This is a genomic window from Ferrimicrobium sp., assembly GCF_027364955.1.
GTDB lineage: Bacteria > Actinomycetota > Acidimicrobiia > Acidimicrobiales > Acidimicrobiaceae > Ferrimicrobium.
The window spans coordinates 74,349-98,903 of sequence record NZ_DAHXOI010000005.1 but is presented as its reverse complement, the minus strand read 5'-3'; the positions used below and the strand labels follow the sequence as shown (position 1 = coordinate 98,903).

General features: G+C 59.0%; 17 protein-coding genes and 1 pseudogene. 4 read left to right on the top strand and 14 right to left on the bottom strand.

The window, feature by feature from the left end; genetic code table 11:
- Nucleotide 1: 1 nt before the first annotated feature.
- The 12 genes from M7Q83_RS05040 to M7Q83_RS04985 all read right to left on the bottom strand — a co-directional run bounded on the left by M7Q83_RS05040 (nucleotide 2) and on the right by M7Q83_RS04985 (nucleotide 16,802).
- Complete coding sequence (locus M7Q83_RS05040) at nucleotides 2-4,177, bottom strand: TIGR02680 family protein (RefSeq protein ID WP_298336017.1); 4,176 nt, start codon at nucleotides 4,175-4,177, stop codon at nucleotides 2-4.
- A complete protein-coding gene (locus M7Q83_RS05035) occupies nucleotides 4,174-5,391 on the bottom strand; it encodes a TIGR02678 family protein (RefSeq protein WP_298336016.1) in 1,218 nt (405 codons plus the stop codon). The genes M7Q83_RS05040 and M7Q83_RS05035 overlap by 4 nt, the downstream gene beginning before the upstream one ends.
- A complete protein-coding gene (locus M7Q83_RS05030) occupies nucleotides 5,388-7,163 on the bottom strand; it encodes a TIGR02677 family protein (RefSeq protein ID WP_298336014.1) in 1,776 nt (591 codons plus the stop codon). The genes M7Q83_RS05035 and M7Q83_RS05030 overlap by 4 nt, the downstream gene beginning before the upstream one ends.
- A gap of 345 nt (nucleotides 7,164-7,508) precedes the next feature.
- The gene (locus M7Q83_RS05025; protein ID WP_298336012.1) at nucleotides 7,509-7,913 is read right to left on the bottom strand and encodes a PIN domain-containing protein; all 405 of its coding nucleotides are present in this window, start codon (nucleotides 7,911-7,913) and stop codon (nucleotides 7,509-7,511) included.
- Entirely contained in the window at nucleotides 7,910-8,182 is a 273-nt protein-coding gene (locus M7Q83_RS05020) for an AbrB/MazE/SpoVT family DNA-binding domain-containing protein (RefSeq protein WP_298336010.1), read from the bottom strand. The genes M7Q83_RS05025 and M7Q83_RS05020 overlap by 4 nt, the downstream gene beginning before the upstream one ends.
- Nucleotides 8,183-8,502: 320 nt before the next feature.
- Nucleotides 8,503-10,803, bottom strand: a complete 2,301-nt coding sequence (locus tag M7Q83_RS05015) for a 2OG-Fe(II) oxygenase (RefSeq protein WP_298336008.1) — start codon at nucleotides 10,801-10,803, stop codon at nucleotides 8,503-8,505.
- Between the two features lie 306 nt (nucleotides 10,804-11,109).
- Complete coding sequence (locus M7Q83_RS05010; RefSeq protein ID WP_298336006.1) at nucleotides 11,110-11,709, bottom strand: GNAT family N-acetyltransferase; 600 nt, start codon at nucleotides 11,707-11,709, stop codon at nucleotides 11,110-11,112.
- A 200-nt stretch (nucleotides 11,710-11,909) separates the two neighbouring features.
- Nucleotides 11,910-12,299, bottom strand: a complete 390-nt coding sequence (locus M7Q83_RS05005) for a PIN domain nuclease (RefSeq protein ID WP_298336004.1) — start codon at nucleotides 12,297-12,299, stop codon at nucleotides 11,910-11,912.
- The gene (locus tag M7Q83_RS05000; protein WP_298336002.1) at nucleotides 12,296-12,499 is read right to left on the bottom strand and encodes a type II toxin-antitoxin system VapB family antitoxin; all 204 of its coding nucleotides are present in this window, start codon (nucleotides 12,497-12,499) and stop codon (nucleotides 12,296-12,298) included. Before M7Q83_RS05000 ends, M7Q83_RS05005 begins: the two co-directional genes overlap by 4 nt.
- Before the next feature lie 909 nt (nucleotides 12,500-13,408).
- Complete coding sequence (locus M7Q83_RS04995) at nucleotides 13,409-14,551, bottom strand: amidohydrolase family protein (RefSeq protein ID WP_298336000.1); 1,143 nt, start codon at nucleotides 14,549-14,551, stop codon at nucleotides 13,409-13,411.
- 5 nt (nucleotides 14,552-14,556) lie between these two features.
- Nucleotides 14,557-15,444, bottom strand: a complete 888-nt coding sequence (locus M7Q83_RS04990) for a MurR/RpiR family transcriptional regulator (protein ID WP_298335998.1) — start codon at nucleotides 15,442-15,444, stop codon at nucleotides 14,557-14,559.
- On the bottom strand, nucleotides 15,444-16,802 hold the full coding sequence (locus tag M7Q83_RS04985) for a glutamine synthetase family protein (protein WP_298335996.1): 1,359 nt from the start codon (nucleotides 16,800-16,802) through the stop codon (nucleotides 15,444-15,446). Before M7Q83_RS04985 ends, M7Q83_RS04990 begins: the two co-directional genes overlap by 1 nt.
- A 183-nt stretch (nucleotides 16,803-16,985) precedes the next feature.
- Between M7Q83_RS04985 and M7Q83_RS04980 the strand changes: the two genes are divergently transcribed.
- A complete protein-coding gene (locus M7Q83_RS04980) occupies nucleotides 16,986-18,494 on the top strand; it encodes an APC family permease (RefSeq protein ID WP_298335993.1) in 1,509 nt (502 codons plus the stop codon).
- A 37-nt stretch (nucleotides 18,495-18,531) separates the two neighbouring features.
- Here M7Q83_RS04980 and M7Q83_RS04975 read toward each other — a convergent pair whose 3' ends face one another.
- Complete coding sequence (locus M7Q83_RS04975; protein ID WP_298335991.1) at nucleotides 18,532-18,702, bottom strand: hypothetical protein; 171 nt, start codon at nucleotides 18,700-18,702, stop codon at nucleotides 18,532-18,534.
- Between the two features lie 1,010 nt (nucleotides 18,703-19,712).
- A pseudogene (locus tag M7Q83_RS04965) lies at nucleotides 19,713-21,127 on the bottom strand (MFS transporter).
- A 321-nt stretch (nucleotides 21,128-21,448) separates the two neighbouring features.
- Here M7Q83_RS04965 and M7Q83_RS04960 point away from each other — a divergent pair.
- From M7Q83_RS04960 to M7Q83_RS04955, 3 genes are read left to right on the top strand one after another with little or no spacing between them, the layout of a single operon-like run.
- On the top strand, nucleotides 21,449-23,557 hold the full coding sequence (locus M7Q83_RS04960; protein WP_298335985.1) for a hypothetical protein: 2,109 nt from the start codon (nucleotides 21,449-21,451) through the stop codon (nucleotides 23,555-23,557).
- Nucleotides 23,558-23,569: 12 nt separating this feature from the next.
- Nucleotides 23,570-23,842: a G1 family glutamic endopeptidase gene (locus M7Q83_RS14210; protein ID WP_366526372.1), complete on the top strand. Its 273-nt coding sequence runs from the start codon at nucleotides 23,570-23,572 to the stop codon at nucleotides 23,840-23,842.
- Entirely contained in the window at nucleotides 23,805-24,449 is a 645-nt protein-coding gene (locus M7Q83_RS04955) for a G1 family glutamic endopeptidase (RefSeq protein WP_298336171.1), read from the top strand. The genes M7Q83_RS14210 and M7Q83_RS04955 overlap by 38 nt, the downstream gene beginning before the upstream one ends.
- Nucleotides 24,450-24,555 lie beyond the last annotated feature (106 nt).

Below are 24,555 nucleotides of genomic sequence, written 5' to 3'. Positions count from 1 at the left end.
GTCAGGTGACCTCGAGGGTGGCTCGCTCACCGTCCCAGTGGGTATGCACGAGAGCGACCCCCGGGGTGCGAGCGTCGCGAAGGCACTCATAGATCTCCAAACTGATGCCAGGAACACAACCGGTTACACGCTCGCTGGTGATGATGAAGTCCAGGTCGAGTTCGAGGAGTAACCCGAGCAGGAGTCCGTGGGTCGGTTCATCGACCTTGGCAAAGGCGTCGTCGAGGAGGATGAGCCGCGGCGCTCGTGGGCTGCGTTTCTTCAGCGAGTCGAAGTAGGCAGAAGCCGCAGAGAACAGTGTCAGGTAGGCCAGCACTCGTTGCTCCCCTTGGCTCACGGCAAGACGGTTCGAGAGGTTGCGTTCGCGACGCGGATGAGCCGCATCGATGACTTTGATGGCAAAGGTGTGCCAGTTGCGATAGTCGAGTGCAGTATGAAGGTGAACTTCGTAGCTCGCGCTTGGATCAGCTTCTCGTGCGGCATCGATAAGAGAGCCGAGAAGCCTCGCCAACTGCTGGTTTTTATCCTCTCCACGAATAGCGGGGGCTTCGCGCAACATTGGGATTGCATCGAGTGCCTCTGGAGGCGCATCCTCTCTGAGGTGCCAGTCGAGTCTGACGCCAAGGCCGTGCGATGTACGCACTTTGGCCAGCGATTCGTTCATCGCTGCACAGAGGGTGTCAGCATCGAGGAGTTGTCGACGCAGATGTTCACCTAGTTCACTCAGCAGGAAGCGCTGAAACACCTCTTGCTGGCGAACCGTCAGGCGGGATTTAGCCTCGGCCACCTCCTTGGTGAGGCGCTGGGCCACCACGGCGATGGGTTGGCGGCCGGTGTCATCCTGGATCTCGAAGACCTTGATACCATCGTCGGTCTCGTCCTGGGTCGCCTCGTACCCGGCCGCTATCCCGCTGTCGCCGGACAGCGTTTCGTAGCGCCTCAGTATGCTCCCCTCGCTCACCTCTGAGCCCCCCGTCGCAGCGTCAATGATCTTCTTGGCGTATGCATCCAACTGCTGGCCCGGGCGGATGCTGTCCTCAGGTGGGGTCGTGAGCTCGACCCCTTCGGTTCCGAATGCCGCCAGTGAGAGTCCAGGGGTGGTGAGAATCCGATCGAGGCTGGTAGCCGCGTTCTGGATGGTCCTGTCTGCCTCATCGACCGCGATATGGAGTCTGTTGACACGATCGTCGGCAAGGGCTCGATCCTGTTGTAGACCCGTGAGCTCCTTGCGAGCCCAAGGCAGACTGCGCTCGGCCTCGTCAAGAAGTGCTTGGGCTTGGTTGATCTTGGCTTGGACCTCTTGGGCCCTCTCGCCGACAGCATCCTCGAGGGTAGCGAGTTGCGCGGCCTCGTTATGGTAGCGAAGGCGCTCCTGGGCTGCAGTGGTTGCAAGTCGTTGGTGTTCATCGGATGCCCGCTGCCATGACTCAATCGCCTTGTGGTGGGACGCTAACGCACGAGTGATGCGCTCAGCATCGCCGAGGGCAGTGTGCACGCGTTGCGTGAAGAGAGACACCGCACTGCGCAACTCCCCAAGTGTGGAGAGCTCCTTTGGCATGCCGAAACGGGTTGCCTGTTCGCTAAGGTGACGACGAGCACGCGTCTCGACGTCTCGTGCCTGTTCGGCAGCGTTGCGCATCTCCTCGGACTCGCTTCGGTGCTGAGCGGTGATCATGCCAAGCGTGGCTAGCCTGTTGAGGGCCTCGACAAGCTCGCGTGCACCGGGAAGATCATGGCGAAGTCGGGTGAGCTCATCTCGTCGGTTAATGACAGCTTCTCTCGCGTCACGGGCCTTGGTGACCTCGGACTGTGCCTCCAAGATTTGGGTGTTGATGTGGGCGAGTTCACGTTCGCGGGCTTGGCGACGAGCGGTCACGCCTATGAACTCAACCTGGTCTTTATGCCAAGCTCCAGTTGCTACTCCAAGACGCCATCGTCCTTTACCATCAACCCAAGAAGAGGCCTCAGGGTGCGAGCTGACTGCGATGCTAGTGAGGAGCGCACTGATTGTCGTGGACTCCACGGCGCTGTCGGGCGGCGTGGCAGGGGTAAGAACCGAACTAAGCGGCGTTGCTCCGGCCGGGAGAGGTGACGGAGTGAGAAGAAGGTCCTCGGTCGTCGCGCTGCGAAGCATCCCCTCGGTGCTCACCCAGCCATCGAGTAACCCACTTGCCTGGAGGGCCGCCTCGATACCAGCCGCGGTGGCCTGATCGACGTCGGTGGTAAACTCAACGGCCGCGTAGAACGGGATGCCAGTGTTGGGATCACGAGATAGCGCCCGATACGGTGACGGTTCCGGGAGCTTTTCGGTGCGGGCCTCTACTTGGGCGAGCTGGGTTTCAAGAGCGGCAAGGGCAGCGTCTGCATCTCGTTTGGCGAAGGTAGCCTCCATCAGGGCCGCCTCCACACCTTGGTGACTCGGGGCAAGGAGTTGTTCGACCTTGCCGGGAAGCGAGTCGACCTCATCTGCGGTCAGAAGAAGCCCTGCATCGAATTCGGAGTAGGCGCCGACGGTGCTCCAATCGGTACCATCACACACAACCCTTGCCTGGTCGAGCCAAAGGCTCACCTGGTGACGCCAGCGGCGGTCCTGGTCAGCCGCGGTGGCAGCTGCCTGGTTCTCGGCGAGGCTCGCTCGTTCGAGTTGCCTTTGGGCGCTTGCGGCGGCAGCTTCGGCCGTCGTCGCGACCGTGTCAAGGTGCTCCACCTGCTCGGCATCTTTGATGAGTGTGCCAAGGATCGTGGAGCGGTGGTGGCAATGGCTGGCGAGGGTCTTGAGATCGGCTTCGTATCTTTGAATCGCAGACTCGACTACTCCGATATCGATGGTGCGAGGTGCTGAATCGGTCGGCTGGGGCGTAGTGACCTTTGGCCCGAGTGGGCGATGGACTTCGGTGATTGTGACTGGTTCAGCGAGAAGGTTGACGTCGATACCAGCGGATACCGCTAGCGGTTCGAGTGCACGACGGGTGGCGCGCGTCTGGGTTGCTTCGTGGTCGACGTTGGCTGCGCTCACGGTGACCGTATCGGCCTCCTGCTCGGCGTGGTTGCGAGCGAGGTCGGCGGCATTTTCGGCGGCCGTGGCAGCGCTCAGATAGGCATCAACCCGCTGCTTGCGGTCATTGATTGACTGCAAGTGCTGATAGGCCGGAGAGGTCAGCAGAACTTGCAGTTCGTTTTGGGCATCGTGGGCCTGGGTGTCGAGTCGGTCGACCCGATCCTGCGCGGTCTCGGCGGACTGACGCGCTCGTTGGGCCTCTCCTTCGGCGCTTTTGAGGTTGCGTTGCGTGGCCTTTGCCTCGTTCGCCGCATCGATGACGAGTTGTGCGCGGTGGCGCAGAACCCCGCGTGCGTAGTCGCGGTAGGAGTCGAGGAACGTAGCGAGGGCACGTTCGGTTCTTTCGGCACGCGCGAGATCCTCCCGGATCTTGGTGAGGTCGTCGAAGTTCTGGGCTACACCTGCGATTAAGTCGTCATCGAGTGGAGGAAGCGCCTCCGTGAGAACCTTGGTGTGTTGTCCCGCCTCGATGTTCTCGCCTACGCTTGGTCGTCGTAACTCGTAGAGCAGATGACAGAGGTTGCGATAACGAGCATCATCGTCGATGCCGAAGAGCTCCGTCGCTACGCGGCGGGCATACGATACTGTCGTGGTGAAGAACTCCTCGGGTTCGAGCTGGAGCCGAAAGGCCTCCTGTTCTAACATGCCGGATTCATCGTCCAGGGCAATGCCGTCATCGACGCGCTTGTTGGAGATGAAGAACCATACGGTATGCTTACGAGCCGCTGACGAGGCTTTTACCCCGCAGCCCAGTGTCCGAAACTCCTCATTCCCCGCAGTATCGACGGCCCGGAGCTCGAGCCACATGTAGCCGATGTGATTGCCCGGCTCTCGTCCATCGGTCATGAGCCAAAACAGCGAGGTGCGGTCCTTCCTGACACAATCGAGAGCACGGGTGTCGCCGTCCAAGAGGAAGGGGAGCAGCATCTCCATCGCCTTGGACTTTCCCGCCCCATTCTTGCCCCGCAACAGCATCCGGCCACCTGAGAAGAGAAGGGAGACATCGTCGTACTGCCACACGTTGCGAATCCCGGCACGATGAAGGACGAACCGGCCGATCCGTTCGACAGGCATTGACACTAACTCCAATGGTTCTGAGTCGTCTACAAAGAGGCTCATTGCGTTCCTCCGAAAAGGTCGCCGATGGTCTTACTGGGAACGATGACGGATTCATTGGCGACGTAGCGAGCAGCAGCTGCGAGGAGTACCCAGTCTCGAACTGCGTCATCGCCGCCTACCGAGATACTACCCGAATCCACCGGCGCTATGAGGTGCATATCCTTGAGTAGTCGGCGCACCTCTGACGCGAGGGCGACGGTATCTGCGACCCAGGCTTGACCCCACCTACGGTGATGACGCTCGACATAGCCATCGAGCACCTCCTCAAGGAGTCCATCGGGGATCGGAACGCTCACCACAAGAGCGTTACGTGGATTGGGGACCGGCGATGGGCACAGACGCGTGGCGAGTTCGGCGACCGTCAGGAGAGCCGCCTGTGCTACCGTCCCGTTACCGGGAAATTCACGGTCGGTGATCTCGGGGTGAAAGAGGGCTACTCCTTCGGCGCGGATCTCGAGCGTGGCGCCGAGGAAGTCGCCGAGAACGGTCTCCTCTCGCCGCTGGTTTTGACTCATCCATGCTCGTTCCTCGTCATCTAAGTCAGTTCGATAGACGACCGGCGTCTCCACAAGCTTGCGCCGTACGCGATGGCGCGGACCGCCGACAAGAGCCGACCCCGCGCGCTCGATGAGATCTGCTGGACTCTCTGCTTGGCGCAGAGGGCCTGCGACCAGGTGGCGCACGAGGTCCCGTCGCACAGTCAGGAGCACGTCAGGGCCCTCCTCGGTGTATCCGGTCACCGAGTTCTCGTCCTCAATGAGGACACCCCAATCGACGAGGAGCCGTAGCGCTGAGACGAGAGCCCGTCGCTCACCTATGCTGTCATCGAGCGCTATTTCTGTCTCTGCGGCCGCCGTTCGGAGGTCAGTGACAAGACCCGAGAGAAGTAGTTGCTCTCGCGATGTCAGGAGGACGGCGATGATGAGGGCGACATAGCTGTATGCTCTCGGCGTCATCGGGTTTGGTGAGCCAGAACGGATCCCGGGCCGACTCGCATCACCAAGAGCCGCCTTATAGAGCCGTGCGAAGCTAGTCTCCACGACGAGGCGGTAACCGAATAACTGATGGTACTGCTCGATGAGCCAGTCTGCATGCTTACGGATGAGCCGGAACTCCTCGGCGAGTGGCCCCTGCGCGAGCACAAGTGGATGGGCGAGGAGTGTGCGCGCACCCACCTGGCGCTCGGCGGTGGCGGTCGAATCGACGAACATCATTGGTGTGCGGCCTCTCGTTCGGGTCCACCAGATCCCTGAACAGCAGTGAGTTCTAGGTCGAGGTCGATAAATGTCAGGCTTCCCGTCATAGCATGTACGGTAGTCCTGTGGTTGATGTGGGGACGAACGATGAGCTCAAGGCCCGTATCGGCTGCGATACCTTTCCCGTAGGAGAACGACGGGTGCTCTGAATCGAGCTTCAAGTCTCCTGTGGCCAGAGCGGATCCGAACAACTCTACAAGTACGGCCATGGCATCACCGCTAAGACAGACATCCTCGAGTCTTGTTGCCGCCGCAGCCAGTTCATGACAGGCAGCCTCACGTGCCCGGAGGGATCTTACGTGGTCAGCGAGGAGGGCTTGTTTCTGTGCTCTGTGGATGACAGGTTGGGCCGCACGACCGCGTGGGGTCCGGTCTCCGCGATCTCGGAGACTCACCGGGACCGGTGCTCTCGGCGCTTGCCACCAGGACGTCGTTGCAGGCACCTGATCGGGGTCGACTGAACCGTCCTCACCGATTGGGATACCGAGATGTCGGGCCCCGTATATCGCAAAGGCTGCATTGTACAAAATGTGAGCTTCAGCGGTGGTGGAATCACGGAACCAAGTGGCTAGCTTCAACAGGTCGCGCCGATGGGAGGCGGCGCTGCTTGTGGTAGCGTTGATACGCTTGAGATTCACGAGTAGCGCAGACAGTGCCCGATTAGCGGCGGAGCGAAGCTGGTAAGCCCCCGACGCGGAGCCACCCTCAGAGAACCAGGCCCGTAGCTCTTCCCAGTCGCCTTTGCTGCGCCCGCGAGCCTTCCCGACCCCGCCCTGTTTGGCGTTCTCAAGGGCGCGGAAGTCAGCGCTGTGCTCATCGAGCACCCCGAGGAGCGAGTCGACATTGGGCCAGAGCCGCTTGAGTGCCTCCTCGATGGCGGGGGTATAGAGGGTCACTTCTCCAACGACGGTCTCCAAATAGTCAAGGAGGAGTCCCTTGAATCCGTTGAACTCATCATCGTTCAAGTCAAAGCGGGACACCACTGAAAATACATAGGCATAGAAGTCATTGATGGATGCCGCAAAGTCACCAAACTGGAGGAACAGAGTCGAGACCTTCTCGGCAACCTCCACGCCTTGGACGTTCTGGGCGCCGTAGGCCAAGAGAGAGGCCAGCTCGTCGATACCACGAGCGATCAGGTTGAGCAGCTCTCGGGATACCTCTCGCGCACCCTCAGCGGCGGCCAAAATCGCGTCGACGTCGCGCTGAATCGCGGTTCCCAGTTTTGATACCTGGTAACGTGCCGCTTGTCGGTGGTATTCGGCAATGCTCGTTACACGAACCTCTCTGGGTGATGGAAGGAGGTTGCCCCAGGTGGCCAGCTGACGAAGCTTTGCTTCGACGGTTTCAGATTCGACTCGAATCCCGTCGTGGGCGAGACGCTCTGTGACGTCTTGAGCGGACCATTCAGCGAGCAACACCGAAGTAAATTGACGCATGATGGACAGATAGAGGGTTCTGTCAGGCACTGCGAGGTAGCGATATGCGTCGAGGCGGCCTATCTGGTCATCAGACAAGCCGATGTCGGCGGGTCCGACAACAGAGGTTGCCTCTAGCGAGAACTGTTCGCCGTCACGAAGAGAAGAGGGCGGTTCACCACTGCTCCCGTAGTCTCGCACACCCGGAGAATCGTTGGTTTGATCCGCATGGGGGTCCTGCGCGGATCCCTGTTTTCTGGGGGCTGCTGGTTGGGAGTGAGGCTGGTCGTGGTTCTCTACGAGATCCATCATGAGAGATCGAATCCTTGTTCGCTAACGTTTGAGAGAGGAGGCGAGTAGGTGACGAAGTGGGCCCCGTTTGAGAGTGCGCCAAGTGGCTGCCGACAGGAGAGTATCGAGAGTGTGGAGTTGCACTCCCATCGTCTGTCATACACTCCAAACGGCCAACTTCACGACCTTCACTCTAATCTGACCTTTACCCTCATCCATAGAGTACCTGCAGGAGCTGTACTCCGGCCCGCCCCTTTGAGAGCATTTTCATGGGCTGGGCGAGATGGAGACTATTACTCGTTGGAGCTGGTTCCATCAAGCGTCTGGCTGGATGGACGGAACCCGGTACCGAAGCTCCACGCACGCTTATGGCTCTCGTCTTGTCACGAGAAGATCCGCTATCTTGGTGTCGAAACGATCAAAGCTGACGAGACCGTCGAGGTGGCGGAGCTCTACGAGCGCGACTAGGTACGCGTCAGGCCAGTCCAGCTTCCGCTGTTCGTAGTGCTCCAAGGTGCGCCGTAGGAGTGTTTCATTGTCGACGACCACCGATCCCAGGGACAAGGTTGCTTCAACGAGGCGGGCTATCTCGTTCCTCGGTCGTGCATAAGGACCCTGTAGGACGTAGACGATCTCAGCCACAGTGAGATCGGCAAGCACAAGACTGCGAGGTGGGGCGTTGACTAGGGCATTCGTGGCCCTTGTAGCCATCTCGGCGGGCTGGCCGGTGAAGTGGCGAAGCACGACCTTCGCATCAAGAGCCTCGCTCATGAGTTGGGGTTGAGCTGGTGTTCGGCCTGCTGGACCCACGCCGCTGCCCGGAGGGTCGGCCAATCAGCGCCGACCCATTCATCTGGGACAGGCACTGAACCGGCCAAGGCCATGAAGTCAGCCGCTTTGCGAATTTGGGCATGAGGCTCACCTACCTCAGTATCCACTTCGAATATCACCTCGTCGCCCACATTGAGGTCAAGCGCGCGCCGAACGGCAACGGGGATGGTTACCTGACCTTTGGCCGTGACCTTTGCTGCTAGTTCCATATCCTTACTGTACCATATTGTAAGGGTATAGGTTATATGTAAGGAGTGATAGGTAAGAAATGGCGACCTGGTGCACCGTCCGGTTGTCGATCGTGGAAGGTCGCTGGTCATGAATGCTATGGATACTCCGCTACTTGGTCCCAATGTTCAGATGCGAGACGATCGAATCCCCCAGCAACCAGTGACCCTCTTCGTATAAGGCCCGGGGAAACGAAGAGGATCCAGGGCGATCATCGCCAGCTGGGCAGAAGCGGTCCTCTTGGAGCGGGCAGTCTTGGTTCACCTGCCGGCTTCTGAACGCTCACGTAACCCAGTGCCGATCACTCCGCGTCATTGACCCAAGAACTCCCATCGAGCCACGCCAGCTCGGTCTCAAAGCGCTGCCGTTCTTCGCGCTCGCGCTCGAACAGGGCGCCGGTCTTCGTCAATACCAGGGTGTAGGGACGACCAGTCCGCCGGGTCTGGTGGGTTACCGGCAGTTCAGAGGCGTCGATACGGTGATGCATGTGGGCTCTGCCGTCCTGGCGGAGTGGCCATTCAAGCTGGGTTGTGGCGGGATCGGCTAGGAAGGTCGCAAGCTTGGAGCAGAGCTCGCACGTGCACCCAGGCGGCAGTAGGATCGACCAGTCATCGTCGCGTCGTTGGCTACGAGCGAGGAGGTCGGTCAGGGTGTAGCGGACGTGGGCCTTGACGAGTTCGAGTCCAGTCGCCTCCCACTCGGTTGGTGGAGTGGTTCGCAGGACGGCTATCGCGCAGTCCAACAACCTATCGCCTCCTGAGCACACGAGGCCGATCAGCTCGTCGCTGACGGCATCGGCACGGACGAGACCTGCACCCTGTAGCACGCCGGCGACCGGGACTCCCAGGTCGGATAGGTGCTGTCTTCGTCGGCTAGGGGAGGATCCCATGAGCGCCGACTCGATACTCTCTCGCGTCCAGTTCTTGGCGGCTACGAGCAGCAGTCGGGCTACTTCACCACCGGAGCCTCCCGTCTGGGCGAGAGCGCCGCAGAGTTGGGGTAGCTCAGCGATCCACGTTTCAGTGTTCTTCTTTGTCGATGCGTAGTAGTACCGTTGCGGCAGCGACCACTGCGCCACAAGTGCACTCATCCAAGCCTCGCCATAGCTCTCCGAGAGCGCACTCAGAGTCTTGGCGTGGGTGTGGCTGAGCATCTCAAGGCGGAACGGTCTAAGGAGCGCGGCGGCCAACTCCGGTTCCGCAATCAGGCGGGCAACGGATAAGGCGCCTGCGATCAAGTCGGGTGATTGTGCCCGGCTCACCTCTCGATCCCAGAACGGAGCAAGTGTGGCGGCCATGTTCTGGGCACCCTCGAGGTCGCCCGTGTGGATCTGTGCGATGAGGGTATCGAGCGCCCAGCCCGGTGACGCCTGAGCTCGCACGATGAACGCGCGTTGACGGGGCCACAGTACGATCGCTCCTCGGTGGTACCAACGATCAAGGGTATTGCCCCAGTTCCCCATGTAACCCTCGTACTCAGACGAGTATGGCTCCAAGCTATCTGATGGAGTGCTGGCACAAACCTCGTCGTCGCCAACCGATAGTGAGAGGTCACTTTCGCTAGCACCGCTCGGATCGATCCATGTGTGAAGGGTGATCTCGGACTCGATGAGCTCTTGGACATCGTGGTCTTCATCGTCGTACTCATCGTCATCATCCCCATAGTCGGAGTGTCGATACCAGTGAGAGGGCGGTTCGGACTCATCGGTGCTCCACGTCTCGTGCACGTCGGCTAAGGCCAGTACCACTTCGTAGTCAGCACGCTCAGCGGCAGCCTCAAGCAATGTCGCCGACCGACCATCGATACCTTTTAGGCGTGACCAACTCAAGGCACGTGGAGTGTACTGATGGTCGAGGAGGTACACCAGGTGCTCCGGGGCGCTTGGAGTACCGAAGTGCTCGTCGAGACAACCAACCAGCTTGTCGATCAGCTCTGAGTTCACCTCGCCCGACGGCTGGCGGGTCTCGCTGACAGCGATTAAGTCATAGGTGAGCACCACCCGGTACCCAGAGGTGACGGGCTTGACCTCATGCTGGCAATCGCTGAAGAAGCCTACAAAGGATAGAGCCTTCTTTGACCCCCGGTAGGTAGCCGTCTCTGTTCCCTGGTGGACCTCCAGGGCGCCGCCGGTGAATGCTGAGGGTAGGCCGACCACGAGTGAACCCACCATCGCGTCATCCTTCTCGGAGTCCTGGTGGGGGAGGAAGAACTGGCCAGGTCCATAGACAAGCATGGAGTGGAACTCGGCTCGAAGCTGGCTGCCTTCGGGAAAGCCAAGCGCTGACTTGAAGTGGTCGAGGACGGGGCCAAGCGTCTGGTGCCAGCGCCGTTTATCGATCTTGACCCGGCTCTTTGGAACCTCCCACGTATCACGCACTCTCCTATCGAGGAGAGTGCGCTCCCCTTGTCCGTAACGGGCTGGCCGACTGATCGCACAGAGCAGTCTGGCCTGTGCCTGGGGCACGGGTAATTGTATCGTGCCGACCCCCTGAACCTCGAGGTGCAGATCGTCGGTGGGTGCCGTCCGGCCTGCACTAAAGTTGCTCTTCTGCACGCCGTTGGCGAGCAGAGCGGCCAACCGCTCCCGGGCAGTGCTGCTCATCGTTCATCTCCTAACCGCATTCGGGATATGCCCATGGGTGCTAACTCTTCGATCTCATCCATTGGGCACGCTAGCTACCTTAGATGTAATGTGACGGTGGTCGCCGAGAACAGCAAAGATCTTAAGGTGTCCGCTAGTGTCCTGGACGCTAGGCGCCCATGTCCGAGTGTAACCTGCCAGTGCATGGTTGGCAGTGGACCAGCAAGCCAGGTTGGACGATTACAAGGGTGCCAACTACGTGTCTGACTCGCAGATGATGGGCGAAACGCTACAACGCTATAGTGGCTCAGTAGTTTTCCCAAACACTCATAAGCTCTCATCTCGACCTGGATCCCCACCTTGAGGATGACCGAGTTGGCGACGCATGATTACACGTCCACTCTTGGTTCTGCGTGCGACCTCGCGAAAGCCCGCTCCGGCGAAAATGGCGACCGTCCCGGTATAGGAGGCCGCTGGCGTCCGTTCCTTAGTGGCTGGATCTCCCGGGACTCCCTCCACAGCGTCGGCGCCGTGAGCGCGTGCGATAGCAAGCGCGGCTGTGAGGAGTTGACGGCTGACACCTTTGCCGCGAAAAGGAGGTAGCACGAAGAAACAAGGCACTGCCCAGACTCCATCGAGAGGGCCATCTGGGGCGGTGTCCCTCGTCCGGTTGAGGCGAAGGTAGTCCGAACGAGGTGAAACCGCTATCCACCCGATCGGTTGGGTTCCTTCGTAGGCGAGCGCGCCGATCGGATGCGTACAGGTGCGGACGAGCTGTAGTGCTCTCGAGCGAGCGGGGCCCTCACCTCGAATTCCGTCCTCGCGCCACCACAGACACCAGCACGAACGGTTGGATCCCATGGCTCTGCAAAGGGAGGCGAAGTCCTCCCAGTTCGTCTCGGTCAGTGGCTCGATCCTCTGCTCCACGAGCTACCGACTAGTGCAAAACGCTTTGGAGGTCCCTGCTCCGTCGAGGTGCTTGTGGTGCATGCCCTAGCTGTCTTAGGTCGATGAGAATTGGCACACATTCATTGAGTCGGAGGCGGTTCATGCCAACCTTGCTTTAAGAGTCCACCTCGACCTTGCCCTTTGGTTGACGTAAGACTTTGTCCGAAGGCACCATGCCTTCAGACGCGATCGAGCATCAGCGGCGTGTGACGCGCGAGCACATCAAAATCAGCGTCGACATGGAGGAGTGGTATTCGGGCGCGAACGGCGTGGGCGGCGATGAGACAGTCGATCAACTTACGAACGGTCTCACCGCCGCGGCGGCATCCCCGGTACAGCGCGGCGGCATTCTCGTAGTCGGTGGGCGATGTGTGAAGAGTGGTGGCACGTGCGAGAAGGCCGCGAAGGGCCCGGAGATGAGCTTCGCTGCGCGCGCCCGCGGGGACCTCTATACGGACCGGATCACAGGTAGCGATCGCTAGACCACAAACCTCGGTAACCCTCTCATTGCTCGTACTACCAGTGTCTCGCAAAAACTCGATCCAGGCCGAGGTGTCAACCACGATCATCCGACTCGGCTGGAACGCTCCTCTTCAAGGTCTCCCTCCCACCCCGACCCGCGCAACCGACGGGCCTCATCGAGGTCAAGAGCGTCCGAGGCGATAGTGCGCAGAGCGAAATTTACCGCATCTTGTTTGGTGGTGAGGTGGTAGCGGCGCATCACCTCCTCACAGGCCTTGTCATCGATGTCGATGTTGGTGCGTGCCATACGCATAGCATACCCATCAGTTGTCTCTGGCCTCAGCAGAGCCAGCAACAACCTTGGTCGCCGGCCATATCAGGGTGGGAAGCCATTTGCCACGAGACCTGCACGCAATTCCGGTCGCTCCGGTTCGAACGCGTGGTGCTTGTCGCACATCCACTGCATCCAGTAGCCACGTTCCTCTTCCTCATTGCGCTCAAGGCCACCCGTACATTGTTCTCGATGGGCGGTCTCTGCAAAATGAGTGGCGAGGTGGCACCGGGTCTGCCGCCCTCGCGTGCTAGCGCATGCGAGGGCGGCCTTGGTGCCCACCTGCACTACAGCATCGGCTTCTGCGACGTGATAGCCGGCCTCTGCGGCCCCACGAACTCCTCGAGTGGAGCGACGAGTGTGGTGAATCGGCCGAAACTTTCCATTGTTCAAACACGTGAAAGCGAACGACCTCGTCCAGGGTCAAGCAGCGTCCCCGATGCGAATAACTCGTGTGTTCTCCGAGCCCAACCAGTCTGTACAACATCGTGACATCGGCAGCCAACCCGGGAACTTCCTTCAACTCGTCCATGGTGGCCAGTCACTTTGCGTTGTTGCGAAAGGCGTCTCAGGTCGTCGGCGCGGTACCGTTTTGGGAAAATTCCTATCCAAGCAGCTGGACTCTGTTATGACGCAGTGTTTGTCAGTCAGCCATAGGTGCCAATGATCGTTTCACCATCCCGGCGCGAAAGCTCTGGCGTGCGGAGGGCACGATCCGTAGGCCGCGAGCTACCCCGCCACCATCGCCCCGACAATGATCAGAGACGTCCACTTAGTACTTCGAGGGTATTCCTTTGTCGGCTCTGAGATGGTACGTGATCATGACTCTGTCTGTCAACGGCAGATGGTGGCTGAACTTGGTCGGTTCGAGACTGTTGCCCAGATTTAGAGTCGGTATAACTCCTTGGCGGTAGCAGAGGTCATCAACTCCGCTAGGCGCAGGGCGCTACGATCTACCAGATATTGTTGGTCGACTAAGTCTCCAAGGAGCTTTGTGAGTGCGGTTCGAAACTGCACGGCCCCGAGGTAGTTCAGCTCCGGGAGACCAAATGCATCGGAGGAGTACAACACTTTGGCGTAGGGGGCGAGCTCTAACGTCTCAGCCAGAACTTCGGTTGCCCGTGGACCAACAAAATTGAGTGCGAGCCCGAGATCAAGGTAGACGTTGGGATAGTCGTGTGCGAGGAGGGCGGCCTCGCGGTGATAGGGGTAGCAGTGCAGGAGACAGATCGGTGTCTCAAGCCGGTTGGCAAACTCGATCAGGTCTTGAAGATGCCCGGGGCGTCCTGTCGCCAGTCGTACCTCTGGATCACCGATACCGACATGGAACTGAAGCGGCAACCGGGTGGTCTCGATGGCGGTGATGACGAGGTAGCTGATGACGGTGGGATCGGTGAGACGAAGAGGGGCGTGGGTGAGTTCGTGACCTAACGCGAAGAGGATCTCGGAACGCGAGGGGCACTCGCCCATGAGGTCGAGCCCGCACCGGTACGCAGCTACCGATTTGAGACCTACTACCCCAGGATCAAGGTTCGCGAGAAAGGTAGGCCAGGCATCGACAAAGGCCTCTGCAGACCCGACCTCGGCGAGCAGCCGCTCGGCATGGGCCTCGATACGGAGAATCTCATAGACGTTTGCAGGACTGAGGGTCGCGAGCTCGGCCAATGGGATGAGATCCTCAGCATGGAACCCGGTGTCGATGAGGAGATCGCTCACCCCAGCACCTGTCAGCGAGCGGTTGACGAGCTCGCCTGGGGTGAGCGATCGTCGTGCGTCGAGATAGGACTGAACTGTGACGGGGGGTTCATGCCCCAACAAGGGTCCAGCCCAGCGGAGCACGGCGAGTCCGAGGTGGGAGTCAAAGGTTGAGGTGCGCGCGGCGCGCGCGTCGGGTGATTCGGTAAGGTTGTCCTCGACCTGGCTATCGGTAAGAGGTGCGGAGTAGAAGCTATGACAGTGGTGATCGACGAGGGGGAGTGCAGCGATGGCTGCGGCGAGCTCTGAGTCCTTGCGTTGTGCAGCTGGCATATTGGTTATCCCTGTCCACGGTAGGAGCCGATGATGTTTCGGTCGTTCTCAAGGATCCGTACGGTGAGTTTCTCATACTTGGCCACGCGGTCGGTGGCTGGACCGCCGAGACGCTTCGCGATCAAGCTTAAGAGTGCCTCAACGAGTGCGAAGGAGGGGGTCAAGGCATCGAAGACTCCTGAGGAGCTGATCGCCGAGGTGAGCACCACATCGGCGTTCTTGGCGGCAGGGGAGAGATAGGGGTCGGTCACGAGGAGGACGGTGGCTCCCTCGGCCTTGGCGACCTCGACGAAACGGATGGTGTCTGGCGAATAACGCCGGTAGTCAAAGGCCACCACCACCGAACGATCATCGACATCGAGAAGGAGGTTGATCCGCTCGCCAGGCGATGAACGTGCGACTCGTACCTTTGGTCTGAGCACCTGCAATGACCAGGAGAGATGCTGGGCGAGCACGTGAGAGATGCGCCCTCCAATGGGGATAATCTCCCGGTCGAGATCACAGAGGTACTGGAGAAACTGTTCGAGTTCGTTGGGGTTGACTGAGACAAAACTCCGAGTGACCGCATCGAGGAGCTCCGCCTCAGAGCTGCCGAGCAGGGTGATCGGGGCATGGTCCTCGATGGGTCCGAGTCGCTCGAGCGGCGAGGCGAGACGAGTGCTGATCTCATTCTGGAGTTGCTCGCGCATCTCGGCGATGTTTTTGAAGCCGAGTTTGGTGACAAAACGGACGATGGTCGGCGCGCTGACTCCAGCCGCTTCGGCGATCGTGGGGATGCCAGCGAGTCCGGAGACGGGATAGTCCTCAAGGAGAAGTTTTGCGATCTTGCGTTCTGACTTGGTGAGTGAATCGACTTGTGCTCGAATGACCTCGGCGACGGTGCTCTGGGTCATCAGTAGACCCACCGTGTCTCGGCGACGATCTGTTCGGGGGTGGCCGACTCGAAGTGGGCGAGCTCGGCCTTGCGCACCGCGGTGAAGGCCTCGGTGAGCTCTGGGCCCATCGCGTCAAGCAGAGGCTTGAGTGTCCAGAGCTTGGCGAGCGACTCATCGAGTGATTGGGGAAGTCGAATCGCGTTGGGGAGCCCAACGGGATCTGAACCCACCGGATCAGGTAACGGAGGTCCACCATCCAGGCTGGTCGCCAACCCTGCGAGTAGGGCGCCGGCAACGAGGTAGGGGTTGGCGCTCTGATCGAAACACTTGACCTCGAGATTGGCGTTGGTGGCACTTACTAGTTTTGACTCAGCCACCAGCCGCAGTGCCGCCTCTCGGTTCTCGATCCCCCAGCACTGGAAGGCTCCTGCCCAGTGGCTCGGCACCAGCCGGAGGTAGCTCGCTGGCGAGGGTGCGCCGATCGCGAGGAGACCTGGGAGCCAGTCGAGCAGGGTGGCCAGAGCCGCGACACCGGCTGGAGTGAGCTTGCCTGGTCCAGTGCCGCCTCCAAAGATCGGTACATTGGCCTTGGTTGCGCTCAGGTGCACGTGGCCGCCGTTGCCAACACCGTTGACCTCGACGACCGGAGCGAAGGAGGTGCTGAGTCCAAAGGCACGGCCAGTCGCTCTGATGATGGTCTTGGCGAGGATGAGCCTATCGACGGCGGCGAGTGGAGGCATCGCTGGCAGTGAGACCTCGAACTGGCCTGGGGCATACTCGGGATGAAACTGTTCAATGAGAAGATCAGCGTTGCGTAGGTTGATAAGGAGCGCTCGTGAGTAGTCGGCGACATCGACGATGCGGGTGAGTCCATACGCCGATCCATCGGTCGCTGGCACGAAGTGTTGATCACCACTCTTGGAGATGGCCCATTCGATCTCAAATCCCATCTTGACCAAAATCTCTCGCTCGCTGAGGTGAGAGAGTTGACGACGGAGGAATCCGCGTGAACAGTTGGGATGGGGTGCCAGGAGCTGATCGAAGCGATCGACGGCGCCAAAGGCCCACCCAGGCATAGCCGGAATCGGTGAGAGTGAGTCGAGATCGAGGAAGAGGCGGAGATCACCCATTGGTCCCCCGGAGTACCGTGATTGCGTGATCGCATCGTTAAAGAGAAAAGCGTCAAAGACCGGCGACATACCAACGCCGTTGCGCAGCGCAGAGTCCAATCGCTCGACGGGAATGGCCTTGACGCGAGCGATACCGGCGTTGTCCACGTAGGTCAGTGCAATCGCGTCGATCTCGTGTTTGCGCAGACGGGTCTCCGCGGCATGCAACTTGCCCTCATCGAGCAGAGGTGCCTGTCCTTCGATCATCATTGTCCCCCTTCTGGCGCTGGCAATTAAATGTTAACAAAAATACGTCACATGAATCAAATGAACGTGCTAAAACATTGTTACGCAACAACATTGTTACGCAGCGGTTCGATCCTGATGGGTCCATCCTATTCATAGGTTGGATGTCGTGGGGGTCAAGGATCGTGAGAAAAGGAGGGGGATATGACAGATCAGTCAGGACCAAAGCTCGCCAAGAGCCTCTCGCTCTGGCAGGTGGTCGGTGTCTCAGTGGCGTTAATGGCGCCTTCCATGGCTGCCAACATCAACCCACAGGGTTCGGTGGGGACGGTAGGACGGGCAGTGCCGTTGACCTTTGTGATAGCGCTGATCGGGGTGCTCTTCATCGCCTACGTCTTTGCGCGGCTCACCCAACGGTTTCATCACTCTGGCTCGGTCTATGGTTTTGTAGGTGCGACCCTCGGTCCGCGTGCTGGCGTGATCGCAGGTTGGTCGTTGATGGGTACCTATATCTTCTACGGACTCCTGACCGCGATGGCATCGGCGATCTTCTTGACCGCGCTCCTCCAGAGCCTGTCGATCTGGTCCTCGCCTCCGACCTGGGCACCCTTCTTGGTGGCGGCGATCGAGCTAGTTGGTGTGTGGTATCTCTCCATCCGACCAGCGAAGAACGGAACCCGAGTGTTGCTGGGGACTGAACTCACCACCGTCGCGCTCATCGTCATCTTGTCGGCGATCGTCTTGGTCAAGCTCATCGTCGGCCATGGTCCCCAAGGTCAGCACTTCACCATGACGGTTTTTGAACCATCCCAGACTGTCGGCTTCTCGGCCCTGTTCTTGGGGGTCGTCTTTGGTTTCCTCTCCTTTGCAGGCTTCGAGGCCTCTGCCACGCTTGGCGAGGAATCAAAACACCCCCGGCGCGACATTCCGCGAGCCATTGTGGGCACCGCGATCTTTGGTGGCGTCTACTTCATCTTTGTGACCGCCGTCGAGGTCATGGGATTTGGAACAAGTGCACACCAACTAACTACCTTCGCCAATACCGGCTCACTCCTTGGAACGCTTGGCTCAACGTATGTCGCCTCCTGGCTCGGTAACGTGGTCACCCTTGGGACGGTGGTGTCAGCCTTCGGTTGCTCCCTTGCCTCAACAGTGGGTGCCTCTCGCTTGGCCTACTCACTCTCTCGTGACTCCTTCGGCGAGAAGGGCATCGGAGTCGTCAACGCCAAGACAGGGACGCCACTGCGCGCAGCGACGCTCATCGTCGGGGTCATCCTGGTGATCTCCTGGATCTCAGCCCTCGCTTTCGGCGCCACCGCCTTTGATGAGTTTCTCTGGTTCGGCACCATCGGCACGCTCATCATCCTGTTCGCCTATCTCTTGGCAACGATTGGCGCCCTCACTCTCCTCTTTGTGAAGGAGCGTGGTTCTGTCCCCACCTGGGAGATCATCTTGCCGATTCTGGCGGGTGTCCTTATCGTCTACACCCTCTATCGCAACGTCATTCCATATCCGACGGGGGCATCAGCCTGGTTCCCAGTCGTCTCCGGGGGATGGATTCTTATCGGCGTGGCGATCATCCTCTCGGCACCAAAGCTCGCTGCCAAGGTGGGCCAGAAGCTGACTCAGACAGAGGGGTTGAGTCTGACCGCTGGCGCTGAAACTGTGGATCAGAAGGCTCTTGAGGACTCACGGCCGATTACGACTGACTAGTGAGGTGCGCCTCGAGGACGGCTGCACTCGTCACCTACTAGTCGAGACGCGATGAGGCAAGATGCGGTGCTGTGAGTTGGGCCGAAGGGTAGCCAACGGAGGGGATTGGCGCGATGGACTCGACAGTGGACTCGGCAGTGAACACGACATGGTCGATGCGGCCGGGTCCACTGGCAACGATGCCGTCGAAGCCAGCATTAATCATCATGAGTCAGCCAGCCGGTGGTTGGGGGTGTCCGCTCACTTCTCCCTCCGGCACGTAACGAGGGCCTCAACCTGAAGAGGCGGTAGGCGAGTCTTGCGTGGAGTTTCCGTAGCTCGGAGTGCGAGGAAATATGACCCACATCGTGATTGTGCCGACCGACAAGCTCAATCGTGTCGGGGGTGATGGCCGTGGAATACCGCCACAGGCAGGAGACGACCCGGTTGCTCATACCCGTTGGTCTTGGAGGGGGTGCTTGGCGGTTGGTCCACATCTCGCAAACCCCAAAGGGCGAGGTCGAGAGATCGATTGGATTGTTGGAGGTTGTCTGTGCAGTTCAATTGTGGCGTCGTCGCAGTCAAATGTTGACAAACTATAGGAAAACAAGGAATTCATTCAACGGCATGTCTGTCCTGATCGAAGGGGTACTGTCGAATTAAGTAAGACGGGGTTTCCCAGACTGTGGGCCACGGTGGCGGTATCGAGAGGAACCTCCAGTGTCGGAGGTCGAGGCGTGGGGTCCTGAAGTGCTCCCATTGACGTGATCGCGTCCGTCGCGATCACCGCCAACGAAGGGACGTCGGAGAAAGGGCATCCACCGGGAGCCCAGATCGGTTCTTGAACTCCTTCAACCTCTCCAGCTCCCTGGGATCACTTCAGTCTCAGTTCTGACCCGACGGAGCGACCATCGACACTGACGCCGGACCGGTCCTGTCTCAGAATCTCTTCGATCAAACGCCCTCTGGGGATTGAGGTCTCATCTCTCATGGCTCCCAATGTCTCAGAGATGGTGTCATGCATTGACAGCATCTCTGCACCTAGGCGGGTCACCTCGCTGCCGAGGCCAGGTGTGGTTGTTGGTTGACGATTGACCAAGCGAACGATGTGCGAGAGGTGAAGGGAGTCGTCGGGGAACATTATCGGTCATGAATCGGATCGCTCCTCGCCGAGGGGAGCGAGGAGCGATCGACGGTTGATAGTTTGGAACACTCGACCCTGAGGGGTCTACCAGTCAGCTACGGCTGCACGACCAGGCTCTCCTCCTCCATGAGCTTGGCCTCGCCTGATGACTGCTCGAGGCTCCTTCGCTTGGTCTCGGGCATCACCCACACGGTCACGATCGCAGCTAGGACCGCCAAACCTGCGAGAAAGTACACCGCGAAGGACTCGCCGTAGACGCGAATCAGGAAGGGAAAGACGAAGGCGGTTAGGGTTGCACCAAGGCGACCGGAGGCGACGGTGAGGGCTTGAACCGTTCCGCGTACCTTTGTCGGTGCGAGCTCGACCCCAAGCACCCCAGATGCACTCACTGACCCTGGGCCAGCTTGCGAGAAGAAGTTCTGCGAACCATAGAGAACAAAGGCCAGTACTGGTGCAGCGGCCAGAGCTCCCCCGCCGGTAACCAAACCATACGAGATGAGGGCTCCAGCCATGCCGATGAATCCCAGCAACTGCAGGGGCTTTCTACCCGCTCTGTCGATCAACAGAAGAGCAACGATGCCCCTGGAATGGTAAATGCACCCTCCATGAGGAACTGGAAGGTATCGGGGCCAAGACCGATGTGCTTGGCGATCACCGAGGGGCCAAAGAGGATGCTTGAGTAGGCAACCATGTCGAAGAGGAACCACAACAGGCAAACCCCAAGGAAGGTCCGCCACTCACGACGAAAGTAGAAGCCAAAGCCGTGAGGGTCCTTCAAGTCCTCAAAGGACTCGGAGTTCGTGGGGACACTTGAGGCCTGGGTGACCACGGACGCAGTAGCTTTTGCGTCTCCTTTAATTCTCCCAAGGAAGCGTGCCGTTTCAGGCATTTTGCGCCGAAGATAGATGACCGCGAGCGTTGGTACCGCGCCGAAACCGAGGACGACTCTCCAGATCAGGTCCGGTGCCACGCCGAGACCATGGAGGATGAAGTAGAGGAATGCGGAAAGCACGGCACCAAAGCCCCACATCAGTCCAAAGCCAAAGGACATGGTCTTGCTGCGGTCCTTGGCATTCGAGTGTTCTCCCATGATCATGGGGGACAGGACATAGTCGGCACCGACTCCAATTCCCAACAGCAACCTAACCGCGATCAGCTCTGGGACGTTAGTGACGAAGATCTGCAAGACCGCTCCGAGCGTCATCAGGCCAACATCGAGACCATAGAAGCGTTTACGCCCTTTGTTGGCGAGTAGCCCAAAGATGAGTGACCCGATCACCGCACCACCCAGCGCTGAGGCTGTGAGCAGCGAGGCCTCGATGCCCACAAGGGACTTCACGCCGAAGGAGGCCAGGACGAGTGGCAGCACGATTCCAATAGACGACAGGTCGTATCCGTCGGCAAATACGCCCATCGAGATTGTAAAAATAGACTTCCAGTGGAACCATTGAAACTTGGAGTGGTCTTGGACCGCGAACGGGTCCCAGTCTCCGTCGATCACCTCACTCATACGTTCTGACCTCCCTTGTTAGGCTCTGGCCGCACCTATCTGTCGCGACAACCATAACGTAGGAGCGCCATGTTGCCACGATCGAACGCCGCAGAAGATGTCAGGTAAACAGTCGATGAAGAGTCAGTTCGCTCGACGGATTAAGTCGTGTGCTTGATGGGGTGTCGAACGAGGTCGTCAAGATTCGGACTCGAGACGCTCTGGATTGTCCCCGATGGCGATCGGTAGTCTTAAACAGCTTCTTCTCTTTCAGGAGCACCATAGGTCTGCCGATGAACACTCAACAACCACGCAACTACTTTTCCATGGAGGGTGAGGATCATGCGTATCAGGAAGCCACTATCGTTCGTTGCAGGAGGAGCGCTAGCAGTAGCCTCACTCGTGGCTCTGCCAGCGACGGCGTTTGCCAGTACAAGCTCAGCCGCAAGCGCTACATCGTCCGGTCCAGGCATTATCGCGATCTCCCAAACCGGGACCGTTACCGGCGAGGACGGAGCACAGATCTATGGCTCCGTGACCGGCTCTCACACAGTCGTGGCCGCAACTCCAACACCCGACGGCGGAGGATACTGGATCGTAACCCGTTCGGGGCACGTCTTCGCTTATGGCGATGCTAAGTACTACGGCGACACCTACACAGACGGTTTAACCGGACTCTCGGGAGCCAAGCCCCTCAACGCTCCAATCGTTGGGATCGCAGCCGACCCCTCGGGAACTGGTTACTGGCTTGTTGCCTCTGATGGGGGTGTGTTCAACTTTGGGTCCGCGCCGTTCCTTGGTTCCACATACACCTATGGGGTCACCGGATTCACAGGTAAGAGACCGCTGGATGCTCCTGTCACATCGATGGTTCTTGACCCATCGGGAACTGGTTACTGGCTTGTTGCCTCTGATGGTGGGGTGTTCAACTTTGGGTCCGCGCCGTTCTTGGGGTCATCGTATTCTCTTGGCTATACCGGACTCGGAGGAAGCAAACCTCTTTCGGCCCCAATCATGGGAGCCGTTGCCGCGCCTTCGGGTAACGGCATAGCCTTGGTCGGGCAAGACGGTAGCACTCTTAACGTGGGTAGTGCTCCTTCGCCTGGGTCGGTTCTCGACCTTGGCTACACCGGACCGGGTGGCAAGAACCCGTTGCCAGCCAAGGTGACGAGCCTGGTCGTTAATCCAAACGGTTCTGGCTATTACGCAGTACTTGGCAACGGTAAGGTCTTGGCGATTGGTGGAGCTCCTCAAGTTCCAGACGTTCCAGTTGCGCCCAATGGCAAGGTATTTGTGATCCCGAATAAGCTTCAAAATTCACAGCCTTCACAACCACTGGTCCCCATCGCTCCTAAGGTTCCTGTGGCCCCTCAGGAGCCACAGGGTGGCGGTGGCGGTGCAACAGGGGGTGGTCGACAGCAGATCGAGCCTGCGATTCAGGTTCCAACCACGAGTTACGACACCATACCAGGACAGACCATGCAACTCACAGCCAGTGGAGGTGATGGAAGCTATTCATGGGGTGCTAGTGCTGGTATGCCCGATTGGTTGAATCTCTCCTCGTCGGGCGAGCTAAGCCTTAACGTCTCTAATCTCCTTGGCAGTCAATCGTTGACGACAAGCTTCACCGTGACAATTGAAAGCGGCTACCAAGTAACTACGATTGTGCTCAACGTCACAGCTCAAGCACCTAGTCTTACGACTTCATCGTTCACGGCCACGGGTTCTAGCTCGCCGTATAGTGTGAGCGGGCAAGTCTCGGTCCCAAGTTCTTACGGCAGCGGATACACCTACGCAGAATCAGGTACTTGGCCCTCTGGGCTCTCTTTATCGTCCAGCGGAGCGCTGAGCGGAACGATCGCCTCAGCAGCCACCGGACTTGAGGTGGCACTGTCCTACAACGGAGACCTACTCGGGGATGTTCCAATCTCGATTGCACTGCCGAGCCCCTTAACAATGGGAACGTTGCCATCCTCTATGTATCCAGGTCAGAGTATCCAGTTGACGGCTAGTGGCGGGAGTGGAAGCTACACATGGTCTTTAGTTAGCCTACCCAGCTTATATTACCTTAGCTCAAGTGGGGTGTTGACGGTCAATAGCACTGAATTCGATGCGAGTAGCATGAGAGGAGACTCCTACGAGCGTATTGAGGTGTCTTCAGGGTCAGGGTCAGCACTCAGTGCCGTCGAAGCCAGTTTTAAGCATCCAACTTTATCTACCGAGGACTACACGTCTGGTGCGTCACCCGATATCCAGTTGGCAGTCGCTTCGGGGGAAGGAACGGGATACACCTACGCAGAATCAGGTACTTGGCCCTCGGGATTGACACTCAGCTCGTCTGGCGTCATTGGAGGCACACTATCAGCGTCAGCAAGCAGCCTGGGTGTCTATATCGAGTACAATGACGTGCTGGTCAACACGGTTCCTATCGCGCTCACCTACTCGCCGTGAGTTCCCGCCTACTTGAGCGCCACCGGGAACTGGGCAGAGCTTGTCGATAATGCCTCGTCGGCATCAGATGCGATCACATCAGTGAGTGGCACGTTCGTCGTACCCACTCTCAGTTCGACGCAAAATTCGATCTGCACCGATATCGAGCCGTACCATTACTGTGCCCTCGCCGAGTGGGTCGAGGTTGACGGCGAGAGCAGTCAGCAACTTATCCAAGCGGGGGAATTTTGTTTCCCCGAACTCCCCGGTGCAACAATGGGTCGAGACGGTCACTCCGTCACCTAATCCAGCGCCAGCTACCTACGTCTCTCTTAAGACATCAAGCGGAAACACTGTTACCGTAGAGCCTGGAGATACCATGTCGGTGTCTATTGTGAAGAATGCATCACAGACCTGGACGATGACCCTTACCGACGTAACGCAAAACGCGAGCTATTCGATCAAAGAGTCGCTTGGAGCATCGATCAACTGTACAGTCTCCAGCGGTTTTCCCGGCACTGAATCTGCCGAGTGGATTATGGAGAGTCCGATGTTTTCCGATGCACCAGCTGATAATATTTGTTCCATCAATCCCTCGCCTGGCTACATGTCGGTGCCCTGTAATGCCTTTTCGATCCTCCCGCAGGTGTCGGCTGGAGGACAGTTTACAAGCGCGTCTGTGAACTCGATTGGGATGGAGTCAGAGTACGTCTTTTACCAGAACTCCTACGCAACCAACGACTACGACTTAGTGGCGAACGGCGACGGGCTTTTCACGCCGACGGGGTATCCAAGCGATGGTCTGCCAGGTGCATTCGGATTCACGCAGTCTGATGACACAACGGCCGGCACGAGCGCTGCTGCGAGTGATGTGGCCCCAGCAGGACCTCCACCACAAACATTCAATGGATAGGGGACTGGATTATCACTGAACGCATGCACTCTTATGCGTTAGGCATGCGGAGTTGGCAAAGTGCAGGTTCAGTTCTTGGTGGTGAGACATTCCCCGCCCCTTCCAT